General features: G+C 68.2%; 16 protein-coding genes. 6 read left to right on the top strand and 10 right to left on the bottom strand.

The window, feature by feature from the left end:
• The first annotated feature begins 188 nt into the window (after window positions 1–188).
• The 3 genes from FMQ63_RS22545 to FMQ63_RS22535 all read left to right on the top strand — a co-directional run bounded on the left by FMQ63_RS22545 (window position 189) and on the right by FMQ63_RS22535 (window position 3,025).
• Entirely contained in the window at window positions 189–1,187 is a 999-nt protein-coding gene (locus tag FMQ63_RS22545; protein WP_011553829.1) for a bile acid:sodium symporter family protein, read from the top strand.
• A 126-nt stretch (window positions 1,188–1,313) separates the two neighbouring features.
• Window positions 1,314–1,868, top strand: coding sequence for a DUF2378 family protein (locus FMQ63_RS22540; protein ID WP_026114121.1), 555 nt, complete (start codon window positions 1,314–1,316; stop codon window positions 1,866–1,868).
• A gap of 80 nt (window positions 1,869–1,948) precedes the next feature.
• On the top strand, window positions 1,949–3,025 hold the full coding sequence (locus tag FMQ63_RS22535; RefSeq protein ID WP_171452307.1) for a hypothetical protein: 1,077 nt from the start codon (window positions 1,949–1,951) through the stop codon (window positions 3,023–3,025).
• Window positions 3,026–3,055: 30 nt separating this feature from the next.
• On the opposite strand, the gene FMQ63_RS22530 is transcribed toward FMQ63_RS22535, so the two are convergent.
• The 4 genes from FMQ63_RS22530 to FMQ63_RS22515 all read right to left on the bottom strand — a co-directional run bounded on the left by FMQ63_RS22530 (window position 3,056) and on the right by FMQ63_RS22515 (window position 9,670).
• Entirely contained in the window at window positions 3,056–4,099 is a 1,044-nt protein-coding gene (locus FMQ63_RS22530) for an alpha/beta fold hydrolase (RefSeq protein ID WP_011553832.1), read from the bottom strand.
• Window positions 4,096–5,667 carry a GMC oxidoreductase gene (locus tag FMQ63_RS22525; RefSeq protein WP_011553833.1) on the bottom strand — a complete coding sequence of 524 codons (1,572 nt, stop codon included), beginning with the start codon at window positions 5,665–5,667 and terminating at the stop codon, window positions 4,096–4,098. Before FMQ63_RS22525 ends, FMQ63_RS22530 begins: the two co-directional genes overlap by 4 nt.
• Before the next feature lie 12 nt (window positions 5,668–5,679).
• Window positions 5,680–8,043 carry a GMC oxidoreductase gene (locus tag FMQ63_RS22520; RefSeq protein WP_011553834.1) on the bottom strand — a complete coding sequence of 788 codons (2,364 nt, stop codon included), beginning with the start codon at window positions 8,041–8,043 and terminating at the stop codon, window positions 5,680–5,682.
• Between the two features lie 151 nt (window positions 8,044–8,194).
• On the bottom strand, window positions 8,195–9,670 hold the full coding sequence (locus FMQ63_RS22515; protein WP_011553835.1) for an ELWxxDGT repeat protein: 1,476 nt from the start codon (window positions 9,668–9,670) through the stop codon (window positions 8,195–8,197).
• A 313-nt stretch (window positions 9,671–9,983) separates the two neighbouring features.
• Here FMQ63_RS22515 and gspG point away from each other — a divergent pair, with 313 nt between their 5' ends.
• Window positions 9,984–10,436, top strand: a complete 453-nt coding sequence (gspG, locus tag FMQ63_RS22510; protein ID WP_011553836.1) for a type II secretion system major pseudopilin GspG — start codon at window positions 9,984–9,986, stop codon at window positions 10,434–10,436.
• Between the two features lie 18 nt (window positions 10,437–10,454).
• Here the strand turns inward: gspG and FMQ63_RS22505 are convergent, their stop codons facing one another.
• From FMQ63_RS22505 to tesB, 5 genes are all read right to left on the bottom strand, one after another.
• Complete coding sequence (locus FMQ63_RS22505; RefSeq protein WP_011553837.1) at window positions 10,455–11,156, bottom strand: glutamine amidotransferase; 702 nt, start codon at window positions 11,154–11,156, stop codon at window positions 10,455–10,457.
• A gap of 40 nt (window positions 11,157–11,196) precedes the next feature.
• Window positions 11,197–11,475: a hypothetical protein gene (locus FMQ63_RS22500; protein ID WP_225909276.1), complete on the bottom strand. Its 279-nt coding sequence runs from the start codon at window positions 11,473–11,475 to the stop codon at window positions 11,197–11,199.
• 85 nt (window positions 11,476–11,560) lie between these two features.
• The gene (locus tag FMQ63_RS22495; RefSeq protein WP_020478124.1) at window positions 11,561–13,600 is read right to left on the bottom strand and encodes a DUF1592 domain-containing protein; all 2,040 of its coding nucleotides are present in this window, start codon (window positions 13,598–13,600) and stop codon (window positions 11,561–11,563) included.
• A gap of 13 nt (window positions 13,601–13,613) precedes the next feature.
• Window positions 13,614–15,008, bottom strand: a complete 1,395-nt coding sequence (locus FMQ63_RS22490) for a DUF1552 domain-containing protein (RefSeq protein ID WP_228556466.1) — start codon at window positions 15,006–15,008, stop codon at window positions 13,614–13,616.
• Window positions 15,009–15,167: 159 nt separating this feature from the next.
• Window positions 15,168–16,037, bottom strand: a complete 870-nt coding sequence (gene tesB / locus FMQ63_RS22485; RefSeq protein WP_011553840.1) for an acyl-CoA thioesterase II — start codon at window positions 16,035–16,037, stop codon at window positions 15,168–15,170.
• A gap of 267 nt (window positions 16,038–16,304) precedes the next feature.
• Between tesB and FMQ63_RS22480 the strand changes: the two genes are divergently transcribed.
• Window positions 16,305–17,228 carry a bile acid:sodium symporter family protein gene (locus FMQ63_RS22480; protein WP_011553841.1) on the top strand — a complete coding sequence of 308 codons (924 nt, stop codon included), beginning with the start codon at window positions 16,305–16,307 and terminating at the stop codon, window positions 17,226–17,228.
• Entirely contained in the window at window positions 17,225–18,202 is a 978-nt protein-coding gene (locus FMQ63_RS22475) for a hypothetical protein (protein WP_011553842.1), read from the top strand. Before FMQ63_RS22480 ends, FMQ63_RS22475 begins: the two co-directional genes overlap by 4 nt.
• A gap of 82 nt (window positions 18,203–18,284) precedes the next feature.
• Here the strand turns inward: FMQ63_RS22475 and FMQ63_RS22470 are convergent, their stop codons facing one another.
• Window positions 18,285–18,767 (bottom strand): peptidylprolyl isomerase, encoded by a 483-nt coding sequence (locus tag FMQ63_RS22470; RefSeq protein WP_011553843.1) that lies wholly within the window; start codon window positions 18,765–18,767, stop codon window positions 18,285–18,287.
• Between the last annotated feature and the right edge of the window lie 107 nt (window positions 18,768–18,874).

Raw genomic sequence — 18,874 nt, 5'->3', positions numbered from 1 at the left:
GGATTCCCGTCACCGCGAGGCCGATTCCGTGAGCCACACCCGTGACCAGCGGGCACCGACATGAATGCGGCTTCATGTTCATATCGGAATGGTCAAACATGGCGCCGGCGCCGGCAATGTCTCCACGAGCCCGCCCCGCGCACTCCGCGGTGGAGGTCCGCCGATGCCCGGAGTAAGGGGGGGCAAGCATGCCCCTTCGTCTCGTGAAACGACTTGCCCGGGACTGGTTCCTGCCGGGGATGTTCGCGGCCGTCATCCTGGCCGCGCTCTTCCCGGAGTTCGGTACGTCGGGCGGACCGATGCACGCGGACGTCGTCGCCGACGTGGGCATCTTCGCGGTGTTCCTGCTCCACGGCCTGGGCCTGCCCGCGGCTCAGCTCCGCGCGGGCGTGGTGACGTGGCGCGTCCACGTGGTGGTCCAGGCCTTCACATTCGTGGTGTTTCCGCTGCTGTGGTGGCTGGGCGACGTGTTGGTGGGCCGCTGGATGCCAGCGGACCTGTCGCTGGGGCTGCTCTATCTCTGCGCGGTGCCGTCGACCATCTCCTCCTCGGTCGCGATGACAGGCGTCGCCCGAGGCAACGTGCCCGCCGCCATCTTCAACGCCAGCCTGTCCAGCCTGCTGGGCATCGTGTTGACGCCGCTCATCATCGGCCTGTTCGCCAGCGCCACCGGGCACTCCCTGTCCATGGGCCAGGCCATCCTCAAGCTATCGGCCCTCCTGCTGCTCCCCCTGGCACTGGGGCAATTGCTGCGCCCGCTGGTGGGCGGCTGGTTCGCCCGCTACCGGCCTTACACGAATGCCTTCGACCGGGTGGTGATCCTGGTCCTCGTCTATTCGTCGTTTTGTGACTCGATCGCCTCGGGCCTGTTCTCCGACTACGGCGCGGCGGTGCTCGGCATTGCCTTCGCGGGCGCGGTGCTCATCCTGGCCATCGTGCTGATGCTGACCACGCGGACGGCTCGGGCGCTGGGTTTCTCCAAGGAGGACGAAATCACGGTGGTCTTCTGTGGGTCGAAGAAGACACTGGCCTCAGGGGTGCCCATGGCGCGGCTGCTCTTCGGCGCCAATCCCGCACTGGGGCTCATCGTCCTACCGTTGATGTTCTATCACCAGGCCCAGCTCCTCGTGTGCTCGCTCCTGGCGGAACGCTACGCGAAGCGCCCGGCGGGACAACCTTCCGCGTAGGCCTCGGTGCGCATCCCCGGCGGACCGGCACTGTGATAGGTGCGCAAACCACGTATGTCAGAGCCGCACAGAACGTCAGGGGCCTGGCTTGACCCAGCCGGTACAGCCCGGGCTGGAATGCACTTCATGGCCGAACGACTCGTCTTCCCGCCCATCGTGGAAGGGCTCTTCGTCCGGGGGCTCTCCGGGCGGGTGACGCCTCTGCTCAAGGAGCAGTTGCGAAGCGAGGGACTGGACCTGGACCGGCCACTCCTCCCCGCCTACTCCCTGGAGGCGTGGATTCGCTGCGTCACGCTGACAGCGAAGGCGCTGCACCCCCAGGAGCCCGACGAGGTGGCGTGGCGGATGCTCGGCGAGCGGATGATTGACGGTTACCGCGACACGCTGATGGGCCGCGCCCTGCTCGGGGTGATGAAGCTGCTGGGGCCCTGGCGGATGCTGTCGAAGGCACAGCACGGATTCCGGACGAGCAACAACTACACCGAGGTCCGCATCACGGAGACGGGCCCGACGGAGGCCGAGGTCTGGCTCAACGAGCCCGGGATGCTGCGCTACTTCAAGCAGGGCGTCATGCTCGCCATGTCCCGGGCCGCCGGTGGCGTGGCCGCGTCGGTGGATGTCCGCGCCTTCGACGAACACTGCGTCACGTACCGCGTCTCCTGGAAGGACTCGGGCCGCTGAGGCGGCTTGCCCTGGGAGCCGCCCCTCTGCGACGGTAGTCCCGCGATGGCGCTCCGGCGCCGTTGGTGAGGGGGGACGATATGCCGTCGAGCGAGCGCGCCAATCTTCCGCGCTGGAAGGGGCAGCAAGGCTTCTTCGAAATCTGGTTCCTGTGTGTGCTCGACCCTGGGGGCGAGCGCGCCTGGTGGTTCCGCTACACGATTTTTACCCCCGCGCCGGGAGCACCCGGTGAGCCTCGCGCCCTGCTGTGGGCGGCGGCCTTCGACTGCGCCACCGCCACGCCCGCGTTGGGGCTGAAGGCCATCCATCCCCTCTCCCGCTTCTCCATCGAGGCCCCGGGCCGCTTCGGCATCCGGATTGGTGACGCGAAGCTCGCGCCGGGCCGGTGCCATGGCCGCGTCGCCTCGGGAGGCCATTCCATCGAATGGGATTTGCGCTACACGCCGGAGACTGCGGAGGCGGTGCGACGCGCTCCTCGGGGCGCCGACCTGCTTCCACTCACGACGCACGTGGCCCATGCCCATGACGACATCGCCTTCACCGGCGCCGTCACCGTGGACGGGCGCCGATATGACGTCCAGGGCGCACCGGGGCTCCAGAAACACCTGTGGGGACACCGTCGGCTGGAGGAGCTGACGTGGCTCTACGTGCCACGCTTCCAGGAGGACCTGGAGGCCCGCCTGGAGGTGCTGTCCGTGCGCTCCCGCCAGCATCCGCTCAGTCCCCGGCTGTCGCCCATCTACCTGCGCACCGCGCGGCGGGAACACCGGTTCCACGAGGCCCCGGACATGCTGCTCACACGCCTGCAATCGCCTCGGCCGGGTGAGTTGTGCTTCCAGGCCCGCTCGGCCACCGTGGCCGTGAAGGGCCGCGCGTGGTGCGATCCCAAGACACTGGTGGGCTACGTCTACCGGGACCCGACGGGCTGGGACGTCCACGTGGCCCAGAGCGACGTGGCCACCTGTGAGCTGGAGCGCTTCACCCGCCCCCATCCCTTCGCGGCGTGGAGACCGGACGGACGGCTCACGTCCACCGTGGGCGCCCTGGAGTTCCACGCGCCCGAGCCCCTGGAGGGCGTGCGCTACATCGGATGGGATGAGACGTCTGTCTCGGATGCACCGGGCGAGGCACCGCCCGCGGTGGCCGAAGGCGCGTAGCGGCGCGAGTGCGCAGGGCGCCGTATCCGCTCAGGCCATGGCCTCCAGCGCGTCGCGTATCACCGGATACGTATCCTGCGACGCAGTGCTTCCCATGAAGGTGTCCAGGTGGCCGTACCCCGCCAGAACCTTCCGCCGGTAATACGACGCACCGTTCTCTTCGCGCAGCCACTCGTAGGTGAGCTCCGTGGACGCGGGCATGTACGTGCCATTCTGCTCTCCGGACACGAAGGTGATGGGACGCTTGAGGTGCTCCGCGCGCAGGTACGACGGCGGCCGCTCACGGCCATAGCGCCGGAGGTTCTCCTCCCGGCCATGGTCGAAGCCCACCGCGTAGCCCGAGCGGGCCATCTGCGCCAGATGACGGAACGTCAGCATGTTGCAAGGGCCGAACTGCTCGTCGAGCCGGTCATGCGTCTCCCGATTGATGCGCGCGTGCCGGAAGAGCTGCCCGTACATGAACGTCAGACGGCGGCAGACGGTGCTGTCGCATTCATGACGCCACAGGTCCACGAAGGCGCCGAAGGCGGCCTGGAACAAGGGGCTGCTCGGGTCCTCGTCCGGCGTCAGGTAGTCGCGGGTGATGTCCAGCACGTCCGGCAACCGCAGCATCGCCTTGAGCTGCGTTGAAGGCGGGACGATGTGATGCAGCGCCACCTGCGAGGCGACCACGCTCTGGACGTCCGGAAGCAGCCCCGCCGCCATCGCCATGAAGAACGTCGCCGAGCCCGCGCAGTGCACCACCGCCTGCACGGAGTCCGCGCCGCTGTGCTCGCGGACCAGTCGGACGGCGGCGGGCATGTCGTGGCGGGCGGCCTCATCCAGCGTGAACTGCCGCAGCGGCAGCTCCACGCTGGCGCGCCAGTCCAGAAGCCAGGTGTCGTAGCCGTGGCGCACCAGGTGCTGCACGAAGTTCTCCCGCACCGTGGGAAGCATGAACATGCCGCTCCACACCCCCGCGCCATGGACGAGGAGGACAGGCCCCTTCGCGCCGCCCTGGTAACGCGTGAGCTGCAACGGCACGCCGTCGCCCGCGGGAAAGTCGTGCCTTTCGGCGGAGGGAAGCGTGTTCATGAAGCGCTCCTCGAATGGGATGAGAATCCGTGCACCACGGCCTCGGCGATGCGCTCGGCCACCGCGCTGATGGTCATCACGGGGTGGAAGCCGATGGCTGTCGGGATGACGGAGCCGTCCGCCACGTGCAGCCCGGGATAGTGGAAGACCTCTCCCTCGGTGGACACCACGCCGCGCTCGGGAGCTTCCGCCAGATGGGCACCGCCAAGCGAATGCACCGTGAAAGGCCGCTTGAAGAGCTGCCAGGTGATCAGCGGCGCGAAGCTGGCACCGTACTGGGCCGCCAGGTCCCGCATCGCGTCCGTCATCCGCCGCACCAACTCCGCGTTCTCCCCGGCGAAGTCCCACGACACGTCGAGCTGCCCGTCATCGAGGTGCATCCGGCCGTTGGCGTTGTCCTGGCCGATGCCAAACAGGTTGGACGTGCGGGCCGCATCCACGTCGGCACGCAGGGGCCGGCTCATCAGCCCCTTCTTGAGCGCCGCGTGAACGGCTGGGCCCAGGCAGGTCCACAGCGGCGCCCCCAGGCCCTGGAGCCGTCCGAGGTTCGGCTGCCCCAGGCCCGCGAGGACCTCCGTGGCGGGCTGGTTGAACGTGGCCGTCACCAGCGTGAAGCGCGGCTGCCGGTCGGTGAAGCGCATCACGGTGGACACGTCGGGGCCCACCCAGGGCTGGATGTCCTCGCGCGCGCCCTGCATCGACGCCAGGAAGTCCCCGTTGCCCGAATAGCCATGGCCCAGCCGCCGGCTCACCCGAGGCAGCGTCCGCGCGACGTCCCGGCTGCGCAGCAATATCTCCACCGTGCCCAGCGTCCCCGCGGCCAACACCACCCGCGAGCTCTCCACGGTGTGCCGCGCCCCCGACACCAGGTCCTGGCAGTGCACGCGGTACCCATCCCGCACCGGCTCCACGTGGGAGACGAGCGTGCGGGCCAGGACCAGCGCCCCCAGCGCCTCCGCCCGCGCCAGGTACGTCAGGTCCATGGTGTTCTTCGCGCCGTGCTGGCAGCCGAACTCGCACTCGGCGCAGAGCTGGCACACGCGCCGGCCCGGTCCCGGCGGCTCCGAGAAGGCCACGGCCACGGGCGGGTCGAATGTCTCGCGCCCCATGCCCCGGGCCGCGCGCTGGAAGAGGTCACGCTTGCGCAGCGGAATCGAGGGCGGCACCGGATTCAACCGCAGCTCCCGCGCCACCTTGTCGAAGTAAGGCTCCAGCGAGTCCCGGCGGTACGTCCGGGGCCAGCGCGGGTCCTCGAACACCTCGGCGTCCGGCCGCACGTGGACGTTGGCGTAGATGAGCGAGCCGCCGCCGACGCCGCTGGCCGTCACCGTGCCGATGCCGGACAGGAAGCGCACGTCATAGAGGCCCTGCGCCTTGCGCCGCGTGGCATGGCGCCAGAGCACCTCGTCCGTTCGCGTCACGTCCCGGGGAAAGTCACCGGGCCGGTAACGTTTGCCGCGCTCCAGGACCAGCACGGACTTGCCTGCCTGGGCCAGGCGCAGCGCGCTGATGGAGCCCCCAAAGCCGGAGCCCACGACGACCACGTCGTACCGCGATGCCTTCGCCACGATGCGCCTCTCTTATTCCAGCTTGGTTCGCGCGAAGACGTCCCAGAGGTTGCCCATGAACATGCTGCCAAAACGCTTCAGGGCCTGGGCCTTCGCCAGCGGTGACGTCGTTCCCAGCACGGCGAAGGTCGTGAGCTGCTGCAGGAAGTCCGGCATGCCCAGACGGATGATGCCGCTGGCGACCACGGGCGCGTGCCGGTCGCTGCCCCGGCGAATGACGGTGTAGAGCGTGGACGTGTCGGACCACATGTCGAAGCCGTCGTCGTCCCGGACATGCTTGTAGCCATCCAGCAGGTACTGCTGGCCGTCCATGCCGGTGAAGGGCAGCAGGTAGAGCATCCGACGCTCGTAGTAGCTGTCCGTGTCCACGAAGAGGTTGAAGACGCCGTGGTCCACCTTCGCTCCGCCAGGAGGTGTGAGGCCGTGGACGTGGACGGTGCCTTGCGCGATGCCTGAATGGGCCTTCTCCGCGAGGAAGCGGTCCAGATTGGGCAAGGTGATGGTGAGGATGAACTCGGCCACCCTGCCCTCTGACTTGCCCTCCTCCTCGGCGCCCGCGTAATCCGTGTCCGGCAGGTGGCCGTGGTTGATGAAGCCGCGCATCCGCTCGGTGAAGCGCAGCCCCACCACGGGCGTTGGCGACAGCACTGTGCCTCCCTCTGGAATCACCACGCTCCGCATCGGATCCTCTCTTGGCACCACCCGCGTGGGTGCCACACTCGTGCTCATCCGCATCGACGCGCGGAACGGTTCCGCCGACGCCCGGCCCGAAGCCGTTCCGGCCCGCTCAGGTGCGGTCCAGGTGGGGTTCCCCAGCACCTGCCGGATGGCGGCCTCGACGTTGCGCTCCGCCACCGCGGCGATGGTGGATGAAGGGTTCACCCCGGTGCTCGCGGGCAGCGCGGCGCCATCCAGCACGTACAGCCCAGGGTGGCCGTGCACCTCACCGTCCGGGTTCAGCACACCGTAGGCCGGCTCCTCCGCCATGGTGCAGCCGCCCAGGTTGTGGACTGACACGGGGATGTGAAGCCGATCCCACAGGGGGTTGAAGACGGCGCGCGCCCCGAGCGCCCGAGCGATGTCCTGGCAGATCTGCTCCTGCGTCCGGTACAGCGGCAGGTTGGAAGGCACGTCCCAGCGCACCTCCATGTCCCGAGTCAAAGGCCGCAGCGCGAGCCGCCCGTTGGCGCGATCCCTCCCCATGGCCAGGAACACGGCCTGGAAACGCCCGCGCTCCTTGCCCATGACGGTTTCAGGCTGGGAGCGCCGGCGCAGGGCGCGGACGAGTTGCTTCTGGAGCAGGTCCGCGGGGACACGGAAGTCCCGGCCCATGTCCAGCACCTGAAGCAGCCCCGCCGCCTTCCCGGGGTGCCCGCCCTCCTGGAAGAGGAACCACGTCTTGTCCGCGCCCTGCCCCTGGTCCACCACCAGACTGGTGGTGATGGTGGGGCCCTCGGACGGGTCCCACACCTCGCGCGTCTCGAAGGCGAAGGCCAGGAAGTCGCCGTTGGCCGAATAGCGGCACCCCAGCCGGTCGCTGATGCGCGGGAGCGTTCCCCACTGGTCGCGGCAGCGCAGCAGCAGCTCCGTGGTGTTCACCGTGCCGGCGCACAGGAACACGCGGCGGGCCTCCACGGTGCGCTCGGCGCCGCCCGCGGCATGGTCGGTATAGGTGACGCGATAGCCCATGGGAGACAGCGGCTCGATGCGCGTGGCCTCCGCCTGGGTGGTCATCTCCGCGCCCTGCTGTTCAGCGACGGCCAGGTAGTTCAGGTCCAGCGTGTTCTTCGCGCGGACGTTGCATCCGATGTCGCATTCGCCGCAGTAGTTGCAGCCCTCCTGGGCGACGCCGAACTTGTTGGGCATCGGCTCGCCGGCGGGGGCGAAGCGCACGGCAAGGTCCGGGTAGAAGAACTGCTGCTCGCGGCCGAGTTTGCGCGCGACCTCCCGCATCCGCTTCGCCTTGGTGGGCAGGCCACGTGCGGACGCGGTGATGGGCTGGAGGTCCAGCATGTACGCGACCAGGTCGTAGTACGGATCCAACGCGGCGCGGCTGTAGCCCTCCGGCCAGTCGGCGTCGAAGGTCTCCGCGGGCGGGCGCAGGTGGACGTTGGCGTAGATGAGCGAGCCGCCGCCGTAGCCCGCGGCCTGGACAATGCTCATCCCCGGCAGCAGCTTCACGTCGAAGAGGCCCTGGTCGTACCGCCACAGCCAGCCGTTGAGCGGGTTGCTCCAGTCGCGGGGAAAGCTCCCCTTCTGGTAGCGCAGGCCCCGCTCCAGGACGCGCACGGTCAAGCCCGCCTGTGCCAGCCGGCAAGCCGCCACCGCTCCCCCAAAGCCGGTGCCAATGACCAGCGCGTCGTACGTCGGCGCCATGTTCCCCCTCGTCGAGACCTGTCCCCGCGGCAGGTTTCAACTGACACCTTATTAACGCACGAGGGTCTGATCCTTCGACCTCCACCCATCCGGGGAACCCAACCCCTTGGAATCGTTGTTACCAAAAGGGGCTGGGCGTGGGCGCCGAAGCTCAGTAGGCGTGGTGCTGCTTGCACTCCCCCTTCGGACGGAACGGCAAGGCCCACAGCTCGCGTCCAGTCTTCCCGTCATCCGCCGAGAAGAACACGTCCCAGCCTGAGCGCACGAAGTCGCGCGGCGACGAGGAAGCGCTCCCGTGCGCCAGACCTCGCAGCGCCTTCGTGCCCGAACGGGTGCCATCGCTCACCCAGGGCTCGTGTCCATGCACCCCATCGCTCGCGGAGAAGAACAGCGTGCCTTCAATGGAGGCCAGCGCTTCGGGATCCGATGAGCCACCACCGGGCGCCAGAGCCTTGAAGAGCCTGGTCCCCGAACCGGTACCGTTGCTCACCCAGAGTTCACGTCCCTCTCCGGAGCCATCATTCGCGGCGAAGAAGACTCGCGACTTCAGAACCGCCAGAGAGCTCGGTGAGGAGCTCATGGGCCCTGGCCAGATGTCCTTCACCAGCTTCGTGCTTGAGGTCGAGCCGTTGCTGCTCCAGAGCTCCTCACCCTCTGGCTCACCTGCCCCGGCGCTGAAGACGACACGCGAGCCCAGTGCGACCAGGTCGTGCGGATACTCTCCGTAGAAGTACCGCAGCTCGTGCGTGTTCGAGGCGGCCCCATCCGTCTTCCACAAGCTGGCTTCGCCCTCGTCGTTATCCACGAGGAAATAGAGGCGCGACTTCACAGCCAGCAAGTCGAAGATGACGTTATCTCCTACCAGGCTGAGGACGGGAATGGCCCCTGGCACTCCGGTGCTACGCCAGAGATGAATCTCATCGCTCCAGGGGCCCCGCTTGGACGCGACGAAATAGAAGGCCTCGTTACCCACGCGAACGAGCCTTCGCGGGAAGGAGTTAGCGGGTCCGGGCTCGATGTCCTCGACGAGGTACGTCCCCGCGTCTGTTCCATCACTGCGCCACAGCTCGTATCCGTGCACGCCGTCGTTCGCGCCGAAGTACAGGACACCACCGAACTCAACCAGCATGGGATCGTTTATCCAGTAGAAGGGGTCCGGACGGCGAATCCCATCCTCCGGCCCCGGGTAGATGTCCTTCACCAGGTACGTGCCGGCCGACGTCCCGTCGGTCACCCACAACTCGTAGCCGTGGACGCCGTCATCCGCGGCGAAGAACACCCGGTTCCCCACCCGAGTGAGATTCGAGATCTCCGACCCCGCCAGCCCTGGGTAGATGTCCTTCACCAGCGACGTGCCGCTTCCTTCCGTTCCGCTGCTTCGCCACAACTCGCGTCCATGTGTCCCGTCGTCCGCCGTGAAGAAGAGGACTCGGTCGCCGTGGATCAGATCGGCCGGATTGGACCCCACGGGGCCAGGGTGGATGTCCGCCAATCGAACGGCCTCCTTCCCGCACAACTCCCACTTCTGACTCAGGGCGGACTCCTGACTCGTGAAGTCAGCATCCTCGACTTCGGTGCCACAACCTGCGGCGCCCAGGAGCATGAGCAGTGGGAGATGGGGCTTCATGACGGCCTCCGTTGAGTGCGCGGTCCATCCGCGCCGAATCCGGAGGGTGAGAGTCATGCGTACCCGCATCCACCTGCGCAGGAGTGGCACTCCGCGGGTGGAAAGCGACAGTCGCTCACGCTGCGCAAACGGGGACAGGGCGCGCCCGGTCAGGCACGGCGACTGCACTGACGAACGTCCGCGCCTGGCGTCGAAGTCCTGCTCCAGGCGCACGCAACCCGCGGCATGTGCAACGCCCTTGCACCGGCAGACATGGCGACACGTCGGGCACGCACGCGCCAGACACAACGTCACACGAGGTCACAACTCAAAGATGAATCCAACCCAGCAGAAGCTGAACGCTCGGCGTCGTCACGTTCGCGGATTTACGCTGATTGAAATCATGGTCGTCATCACCATCCTCGGACTCATCGCCGCGGCGGTGGGCGTCTCCGTGATGTCGAACCTGGAGGAGGCCAAGCAGAAGACCGCCGCCCTGGACATCAAGACATTGGAGACGGGGCTCAAGCTCCACTACATGAAGACCGGCAGCTTCCCGGAGACCCAGGCCGGCCTGGAAGAACTCCTCCAGGCGCGCTCGCTGGAGCGACTGCCCCAGGACCCGTGGAACCGCGACTACGTGTACATGAATGAGGGCGGCAACCCTGTCATCCTGTCGTACGGCGCGGACGGTGTCCCAGGGGGCGACGGCAGCGACGCGGACATCTCCTCCCAGGTGGCGTCACCGTCCGCGAGCGCGGCCCGCCGCCCCAAGGGGCTCCGTTAGTCCAAGCCATCGAGCACGTCAGCGGCCCGCCGCCACGCGCGCGAAGTGGTGCGCGAGGCGGTGCAGCACCTCCGTGTTGTCGGCCTCGGCCGCCTTGAGCTTGGGCAACTGCGCCTTCAGCTCCTGGAGGTTCTTTCCGCGTTGCTGGAGGCTGTCCGCCTCGATGTCAATCCATCGCCCCAGCTCGCTGGCGGTCAGCTCCAGGTGGAACTGGAAGCCGTAGGACGTGCCCAACCGGAAGGCCTGCTGGGTGTACCGGTCCGTGGACGCCAGCAACGTGGCGTCCGGGACGGGCGCATAGGAATCACCGTGCCAGTGCGCCACCACCGTGCGCGGACGGGCCCCGGACAGCACGGGGTCCTTCTGCGCCTCCGGCGTCCATCGCACCGGGCCCACGCCCACCTCGAAGCCATTCTTCCCGGGGAACACGTCCGCGCCCGCCGCTGCAGCGAGCATCTGGGCGCCCAGGCAGAAGCCCAGGCACGGGCGCTCATAGGCGAGCCGCTCCATGAGGATGCCCAACTCCTGCCGCAGGAAGGGATGCTGCTCGGATTCGTAGACGGCCATGCGACCGCCCATGACGACCAGCAGTTCCGCGTCCACGTCCTCCCGGCGCACGGTGCGGAAGCGGTTCACCAGCGTGAAGCCCGCCGCTTGCAACACCGGCCCCAGCAGGCCGGGCCCTTCGTGCTCCTCGTGCTGGAACACCACCGCGCGCATCGACGTCACCTCCAAAGCCGCGGGCGCCCTGCCCGCCGGCTCAATCGTATGCGCACGACGTGCAGATGTTGAGGCAGGTCCCCACCTGCTCTCTGTACTCCTTCACACACTCCTGGTTGGAGGCGCAGTTCACGTCGCTGGTACAGCCGGGCTCGCAATAGCTGAGCGTGGCGTCCGCGCAGTACTGCCCCGGCTGGCAGGGGTCATCGCCCATGAAATCCCCGCACTCGGTGTACCCGGGCTGAAGGGGCGCCATGACACAGGCGCTGCTTCCCAGTGCGAGCAGGGCAATGACAGCGGGCCAGAGACGGGTACGCATCGAAATACCTTTCGGGAGCAAGCGGAGGATGCCCGCTTGCTCCCGACGGCCGTCCGAGCGCCGTATTCACGGCCCGTGCGCCGTTCTACTCCGCGGCCGGTACCGGGCAGCGGTTGCGGAAACTGTCGCTGAGCGCCACGGCCACCAGCAGCTCGGGGAGCCGGTGTCCACCCGCCGAGAAGCGCGTGTCCACGTAGCGCACGGTGGCCTCGTCCTCGTCCGTCAGCGCGCGGCCCAAGCCATAGGCCAGCGCCTGCCGCGTCATGCACGTCGCGAAGGCCGGGTCGCCCTTGAGGATGGTCGCCAGCTCACGCGGTCCCTGGAACGACACGCCCTTGAAGTTGCCCGTGGCGTCCACCGGCGAGCCGTTGTCCGTCTCCCGCCAGGCCCCGGCCGCGTCGTAGTTCTCCAGGCTGAAACCGATGGGGTCCAGCGTGTCGTGGCAGCCCGCGCAGGCGGGGTTCGCGCGATGCAGCTCGGTGATCTGCCGCAGCGTGGAGCCCGGCGGCACCTGCGTGGGCAGCGCCTCCACACCCGGAGGCGGAGGAGGAGGCTCCTGGCACAGCAGCTTGCCCAGCACCCACTTGCCGCGAAGCACCGGCGAGGTGCGCGTGGCCAGCGACGCCTGCGCCAGCACACCTGCCTGGCCCAGCACACCGCCGCGCCGTCCGTCGCCCGTGCTCACGCGCGTGACGGAGGTGGAGCCCGGGCGAGGCAGGCCGTAGTAGTCCGCGAGCCGGTCGTTGACGTAGGTGAAGTCCGCGTCCAGCAACTCCAGCGCGCTGCGGTCCTCGTTGAGGAAGGCGCGGAAGAAGCTCTCCCCTTCCTCGCGCATGGCGCGCTTGAGCTCGGAATCCATGCCGGGGAACAGCGCCGGGTCCGCGGTGATGCCGTCCACCTTCCGCAGGCCCAGCCACTGGCCGGCGAAGTTCTGCACCAGCGCTTCGGACCGCGGGTCCTTCAGCATCCGGCGCACCTGCGCCTCCAGTACCTCGGGGTCGGCCAACCGGCCTGCGTCCGCCAGTGACGTCAGCTCCGCGTCGGGCTGGCTGCTCCAGAGGAAGTACGACAGGCGCGATGCAAGCTCGCGCGCGGACAGCTCGCTCTTGCCCGTCCCTGGCGCCTGCGTCTCCACGACCTGGAAGAGGAAGTGCGGCGACAGCAGCACCGAACGGAGCGCGAACTTCGCCGCCAGCTCGAAGCCGTCCCCCGACTCCCGCACGAGCGTGTAGACGCTCATCAACTCCGCGACCTCGTCCGGCTTCGCGGGACGCCGCCAGGCGCGGTTCGCGAGCGACTCCACCATCTGCCGGGCACAGGCTTCTTCCCCGGTGGTGGCCGGTTCGCACACTCGCAGGTGGCGCTGGGTGGCCACCGACGTGGGCGCGGGCGAGCGGACCTCCATCCAATCCAGCAGGAGGTTGCGGTCCGTGGACGTGGCCGGGTCGTAGGTGTCGTTGGTGAAGCGCACGGTGAAGCGCTTCTGCCCCGGCGAGTCCACCCGCACCGGCTGCGTGTACACCGTGGGCGTGGTGGCCGGCACGTCGAGCGACGCCACCACGACGCCATCCAGCAGCCACTGCATCCGCACCGGGTCCGGCGGCGCCTGCGTGCCCCACGCGCGCACGGAGAGCTGGTACTCGCCGGCCTGCGCGAAGGTGAAGGTGGCGGAGAGGTCGCCGTTGGACCACAGGTTCCACACGGTGCCGTTCTGCTCGCTGGCTCCGGTGGTGGCGCTGGCGGACTCGGCCTCGATGCGAACGGTGCCACCTCCGGCGCTGGCGGCGCCGTCCCGGGCCCAGGCCTGGTCGATGAGACGGCCCGCGGTGGCCTCATAGGCCTCCACCAGCGCGGGGGACATGCCCAGCAGGCTGGCCTCGTTGTCGAAGCCGTGGCCCGTGGGGTCCGCCGGGAAGGTCGTCGCGGGCCGGCCCGTCTCGCCAAGCAGATCGCGCACGGTGTTGTCGTACTCCGCGCGGTTCAGCCGGCGCAGCGAATGCGCGCCATCCGAGCAGTTCTGCGCGGCGACGACGGGCTTGGGGTCCTGGGTGCGCGCGACGGGCAGTTCGTCCGAGCACGCGGTGAGCAGCAACGGGATGCCGAAGAGCAGTGAGCGGGTCTTCATGTGCGGTCTCCCCTCACGCCAGCCCGGCGAGCGGTCCCTGTGCCAGCGGTCCGAAGGTGCCTCGTGGAATCTCGAAGGCCTGGAGGATGGAGAGCAGCACGTCTCCACACCGCTTGCCTTGTGCCCGCATGTGCCGGCCCGGCCGGATGGCTCCGCCCGCGCGCCCCGCGAGCAGCACCGGCATGTCGTAGTGGTTGTGCCAGTCACTGTGCGAGATGTCGCTCGAGTAGAACACCGCCACGTTGTCGAGCAGCGTGCCCTCCCCCTCCGGCACCGCCTTCAGCCGTTGCACCAGGTGCGCGAAGCGGGCCACCTGCCACCGGTCGATCTCCACCTTGGCCGCCAGCTTCACCGGATCGTTACCGTGGTGGGAGGCATCGCCGTGGTGGGAGAAGGCCCGGCCGTTGACGGTGAACATCATCGGGCTGACGCACATGCCGAGCATCAGCGTGGCGACGCGGGTGGCGTCGCACTCGAAGGACTTCACGATGAGGTCGCACATCAGGTTGGCGTAGGCCGTGCCATCCATGGGGATGCCCACGGGCCGGGCGCCCGTGGTGCACGCGGCGGCCGGAGCACCCTGCTCTGCCTTCTGGATGGCGACCTCGATTTCGCGGATGCCCGTGAGGTACTCGTCCAGCCGGAGCTTGTCCGCCTGGCCCACCTTCGCCTGGAGCGCCTTCGCCTGGCCCGTCATCCGGTCAAGCACGCTGCGCCGGTACATCCAGAGGCGCCGCTCCGCGTCCGTGGGTCCTTCGGCTGGAAGCGAACCGAAGAGCCGGTCGAAGATGACGCGTGGGTTGTAGACGTTGGGCAGCCGCCGGCCGCGGGAAAACGTCACCATGCAGTGGTCCTCGCCGCTGCAATGGTCCTGCGTGTCGTCATAGGACGACGTCTTCGGGTCGATGAAGCCATCCCCGTTCGCGTCGCGGTAGCCGGGGTTGTAGTAGCCGTTGTTCTCCACGCTCAGCGTGAGCGCCGGCACGCGCACCTGGGCCGACGTGGCGCGCGCGATCACCTGATCGATGGAGTCCGTGCTGCCCGCGACGATGCGCTCGGACGCGGTGAGCATCATCCAGAAGCCGCCTTCGTGCGTGCGCTCATAGTAGTCCCACGCGCCCAGCCGCATGCCGCTCAGCACCAGGACGTCATCCTTCACCGGGGCCAGCGGGGACAGCGTGGGCGTCAGCGCGTAGTTCGCGCCTTCGGTCGTCGGAAACCATTGGTTCGGGACGACGCCCGCGGAGTGGAACATGCCCACGAAGCGCAGCGGCGGCTTCGCACCGGACGCTTGCGCGCGTGCCGTTGAGGGAGCCATGGCCTCCAGCCAGGGCAATGCAAGCGCCGCTCCCGCGGCACCCCGCAGCAGGCTGCGTCGCGACAGCTCCCAGGTTCTCGATTTCGGCACGGGGGGGTCCTTGTTGTCTGAGCCGCCGCATTGCTCAGCAACGAGGGTGCCACCCCTGAAAGCACCAGGAATTCCGGAGAGTTGCAGTCCTCGTGGATTCCCGAGGGCGCGGCGGGGGGCTCGACCCCACACGCCGGTGTGGGGTGTCGTCCCCGTTTCTCAGGCCGTGGGCTTGCGGATGCGCAGCAGCCCTTCCTGGGCCACCGAGGCCACCAGCCGGCCGTCACGCGTGTAGACGCTGCCGCGCGACAGGCCGCGCGCGTTGCCCGCCCACGGGCTGTCCATGGAGTACAGCAGCCAGTCGCTCACCTTCAGGTCTCCGTGGAACCACAGGGCATGGTCCAGGCTGGCGCCCAGGATGCGGGGCTGGAAGAAGCTGGCCGCGTGGGGCAGGAGCGCGGTGCTGATGAGGTTGAAGTCGGACGCGTAGGCCAGCACGTACCGATGCACCTGCGGATCCTCCGGCAGGTCGCCGTTGGCCCGGAACCACACGTGCTTGATGGGCGCCTGCGCCTCCGGGTTGAACGGATCCTCCGGCGCCACGGGCCGGATCTCAATCGGCTTCTCCCCCAGGAACTTCTCCCGCAGGGCTTCCGGGATGCGGGCGGACACGCGGCTCAGCAGCTCCTGCTCCGAGGCCAGCGCCTCCGGGCCTGGCACCTCCGGCATGGGCGCCTGGTGGGCAAAGCCCTCTTCGTCCCCGTGGAAGGAGGCGATCATCGTCAGGATGGGCTCGCCCTTCTGCACGGCCACGACGCGGCGCGTGGTGATGCTGCCGCCGTCCCGCACCCGGTCCACCGTGTAGACGACTGGAAGCGTCGCGTCGCCCGGGCGCAGGAAGTAGCCGTGCAGGGAGTGGACATGCCGGCCGGCGGGCACCGTCTGGCTGCCCGCGGACAACGCCTGCCCCAGCACCTGGCCGCCGAAGAGCTGGCGGAACCCCAGGTCTTGACTCCGGCCACGAAACAGATTTTCCTCGATTTTCTCCAGTTTAAGGAGCGCCAACAGCTCATCCAGGACTCGGCTCATGGCCCCTGTCGTAATCGACCCGGGCACCGGTGTCTCGGGAAGCGGCGCCCTGTGCATGGTCCCTTGCCGGGTCCCGCCCGACCGCGGAGCCGTGTCGGTTCACGATGAGAATAGACGACTCATGCGCAGCGCCGCAGTGCATCAATGACATACGGCGTCATGGGTAGCCTCCACTTTTAGCAACCTTTGAGAGCGGAGACGCTTGAAGCGCCCCGCCCTCTTGCGCGACGCTAATGCTCAACGCTGGACACTCCATCCGGGGGGCGAATGCAGTCGAATGTATTCACGGCGGTACTCATGCCGCTGGCGCTGGCCGTCATCATGCTCGGGCTTGGCCTGACGCTGACGCTGGCGGACTTCAAGCGGGTCATTGTCTATCCGCGCGCCATCCTGGTGGGCCTCGGCAGCCAGATGTTGGTGTTGCCGGTGGCGTGCCTGCTCATCGCCCACGCTTTCCGTCTACCGCCGGAGCTGGCGGTGGGGCTGATGCTGCTGGCGGCCTCCCCTGGCGGCGCGACGGCGAACCTCTTCAGCCACCTGGCCCGCGGTGACGTGGCGCTCAACATCACGCTGACGGCGGTGAACAGCGCGCTGTCGCTCGTCACGCTGCCGCTCATCATCAACCTGTCGCTGGCGCACTTCATGGACGAGGGCCGCGCGGTTCCCATGCAGTTCGCGAAGATCGTGCAGGTGGTGCTCATCGTGCTGGGGCCGGTGAGCCTGGGCATGTTCATCCGCTCGCGCAGCGCGGCCGTCGCGCAGCGCATGGACAAGCCCATTCGCATCCTGTCCACCCTCTTCCTCGTCGCGGTGATTGCAGCGTCCGTGTACACGGAGCGCGCGAATGCGCTCAGCTTCTTCCGCCAGGTGGGCCCGGCGGCGCTGGCCTTCAACCTGGTGAGCCTCGGGGTGGGCTACTTCGTGCCCATCCTGCTGCGCCTGCCCCGGCGGCAAGCGGTTGCCATTGGCATGGAGATTGGCATTCACAACGGAATGCTTGCGATTGCCATCGCGCTCAGCCCGACGCTGCTGGCGAACTCGACCATGGCCATTCCCCCGGCCATCTACAGCCTCATCATGTACTTCACCGCGGCGGCCTTCGGCTTCTATGTCAGCCGGCGCTACGCGGATGAGCAGGACCCCGCTGTACACCGCACCCCCACGTCACTCCCCGAGAAGGTGTCTCGATGACGCTGCGTCGACCGCTGTCTGTGCTTTCCCTGTCACTTTGCCTGGGATTCTCCGCACCAGCCGCCGCCGAAGAGCCCGAAGCCGCTGCCCTGCCGTCGACTCCGCAGACAGCCCCCAAGCCCACCGACGCACCCACGGCCCCCACGCTCCCGCCGCTGGGGCCCGACACCCGCCTGTATTTCGCCAACATCAACTTCCTGCGTTGGAACCCGCTGGGCATGGAGACCCAGAACCGGCTCATCCTCCAGAAGCGGATGTTCGACGGCGAGTCCATGTTGACGCGCGACAACTTCGTCAACGGCGCGTTCGCCATCAAGGCCAACCCGGCCTCGGTGAAGATTGGCCCCGTCTTCGAGATTCAGCCGCTGGCCATCTTCAACCTGCGGGCGACCTATGAGTACGTCCGGTACTTCGGCACCTTCGGGTTCCTCCAGTCGTACAACAACCCGATGCTGGACTTCTCCGACGACGCGCGCGACTTGACGGAGGACGCCGCGTACAGCACCTCCGGTCACCACTACATGGTGGAGCCCACGCTCCAGGCGCGCTTCGGCTCGTTCGTGGTGCGGAGCAAGGCGTCCATCGAGTACTGGAACGTGGCGCTGCGCGAGGGCAACGGTGCGTCCTTCTACGACGCGCTGCTGGACACGCTCATCCCCGGCCGGGGCTGGGTGTTCACCAATGACACCGACCTGATGATGCTGACGACGCCCCAGCTCACGCTGGGGGCCCGCTTCAGCGGAGTGTGGCCGCGCTACGAGAATGGCTCGGGCGGAGCGCAGAACGTGGACAACAGCCACACGCGCATCGGCCCCATCTTGGCGTACGCCCTGAACACGCGCGAGGGCTCGTCGTTCAACCGGCCGACGATCCTGCTGAACTTCGCGTGGTACCTGAACCACCCGAACCGTGGCGGCGCCCTGCCCTACATGATGGGCGCCTTCGCCTTCACGTCCGACTTCCTGGGCGGCTAGGCGGAGGACTTCCGCCGGGCGTCCTGTCTTGGGGACGCCCGGCGTCGAAGCAAGGAGGGGCCCGCGAAGGCGCCCGTCCGAATCAGTGAGAGTCGTGGGGCCCGTGGGCGTGGCCGTGCTCCAGCTCCTCGGCCGTCGCGGCGCGGACGTCCCGCACGGTGACCTCGAAGTGCAGCGTCTTGCCGGCCAGCGGGTGGTTGAAGTCCACCAGCACGGAGTCGGCCTTCACTTCCTTGATGAAGAAGTCCACCTCGTCCCCGTCCGGGTCGGTGGCGCTGAGCACGCCGCCCGCCACCAGCTCCAGGCCCTCCGGGAACTCCGTCTTCGGGACTTCCTCGATGCCTTCCGGGTCATAGTCGCCGTAGCCCTCGTCGGGACCCACCGTCACCTGGAGGGTGTCACCACGCGACTTGCCCTCAAGCGCCTTTTCCAGGCCCGGGACGATTTCCTCGTGCCCCTGCAGATAGACGAGCGGCTCCCCCGGCTCGCTCTCGTCCACGGCCTTGCCGTCGCCGAGGTGGAGGCGGAAATCGATGGAGACGACGCTGTCCTTGGTAATTTTCATGGGGCCCTCATAGCGCACGGCCGTGGCGTGTGCCTCAATCATGTGCCTGTCTGACAATGAGGCGAGCGTCCCGCCCGGATCGACTGTCCGATTCCAGTGGTGCGGAA

The sequence above is a fragment of the Myxococcus sp. CA005 genome, assembly GCF_006518205.1.
Taxonomy (GTDB): Bacteria; Myxococcota; Myxococcia; order Myxococcales; family Myxococcaceae; genus Myxococcus; species Myxococcus xanthus.
Note: the sequence above shows the minus strand (reverse complement) of the source record. Positions and strands in the feature narration are given on the sequence as shown.

What these genes read in the sequence shown, in the direction of transcription:
- FMQ63_RS22520 (WP_011553834.1), bottom strand. Translation starts at nt 8,043, where the DNA reads ATGGCGCCGACGTACGACGCGCTGGTCATTGGCACCGGCTTTGGGGGA.
- FMQ63_RS22540 (WP_026114121.1), top strand. Translation starts at nt 1,314, where the DNA reads ATGGCCGAACGACTCGTCTTCCCGCCCATCGTGGAAGGGCTCTTCGTC.
- FMQ63_RS22470 (WP_011553843.1), bottom strand. Translation starts at nt 18,767, where the DNA reads ATGAAAATTACCAAGGACAGCGTCGTCTCCATCGATTTCCGCCTCCAC.
- FMQ63_RS22480 (WP_011553841.1), top strand. Translation starts at nt 16,305, where the DNA reads ATGCAGTCGAATGTATTCACGGCGGTACTCATGCCGCTGGCGCTGGCC.
- FMQ63_RS22535 (WP_171452307.1), top strand. Translation starts at nt 1,949, where the DNA reads ATGCCGTCGAGCGAGCGCGCCAATCTTCCGCGCTGGAAGGGGCAGCAA.
- FMQ63_RS22530 (WP_011553832.1), bottom strand. Translation starts at nt 4,099, where the DNA reads ATGAACACGCTTCCCTCCGCCGAAAGGCACGACTTTCCCGCGGGCGAC.
- FMQ63_RS22495 (WP_020478124.1), bottom strand. Translation starts at nt 13,600, where the DNA reads ATGAAGACCCGCTCACTGCTCTTCGGCATCCCGTTGCTGCTCACCGCG.
- FMQ63_RS22515 (WP_011553835.1), bottom strand. Translation starts at nt 9,670, where the DNA reads ATGAAGCCCCATCTCCCACTGCTCATGCTCCTGGGCGCCGCAGGTTGT.
- FMQ63_RS22475 (WP_011553842.1), top strand. Translation starts at nt 17,225, where the DNA reads ATGACGCTGCGTCGACCGCTGTCTGTGCTTTCCCTGTCACTTTGCCTG.
- FMQ63_RS22545 (WP_011553829.1), top strand. Translation starts at nt 189, where the DNA reads ATGCCCCTTCGTCTCGTGAAACGACTTGCCCGGGACTGGTTCCTGCCG.
- FMQ63_RS22505 (WP_011553837.1), bottom strand. Translation starts at nt 11,156, where the DNA reads ATGCGCGCGGTGGTGTTCCAGCACGAGGAGCACGAAGGGCCCGGCCTG.
- gspG (WP_011553836.1), top strand. Translation starts at nt 9,984, where the DNA reads ATGAATCCAACCCAGCAGAAGCTGAACGCTCGGCGTCGTCACGTTCGC.
- FMQ63_RS22500 (WP_225909276.1), bottom strand. Translation starts at nt 11,475, where the DNA reads ATGCGTACCCGTCTCTGGCCCGCTGTCATTGCCCTGCTCGCACTGGGA.
- tesB (WP_011553840.1), bottom strand. Translation starts at nt 16,037, where the DNA reads ATGAGCCGAGTCCTGGATGAGCTGTTGGCGCTCCTTAAACTGGAGAAA.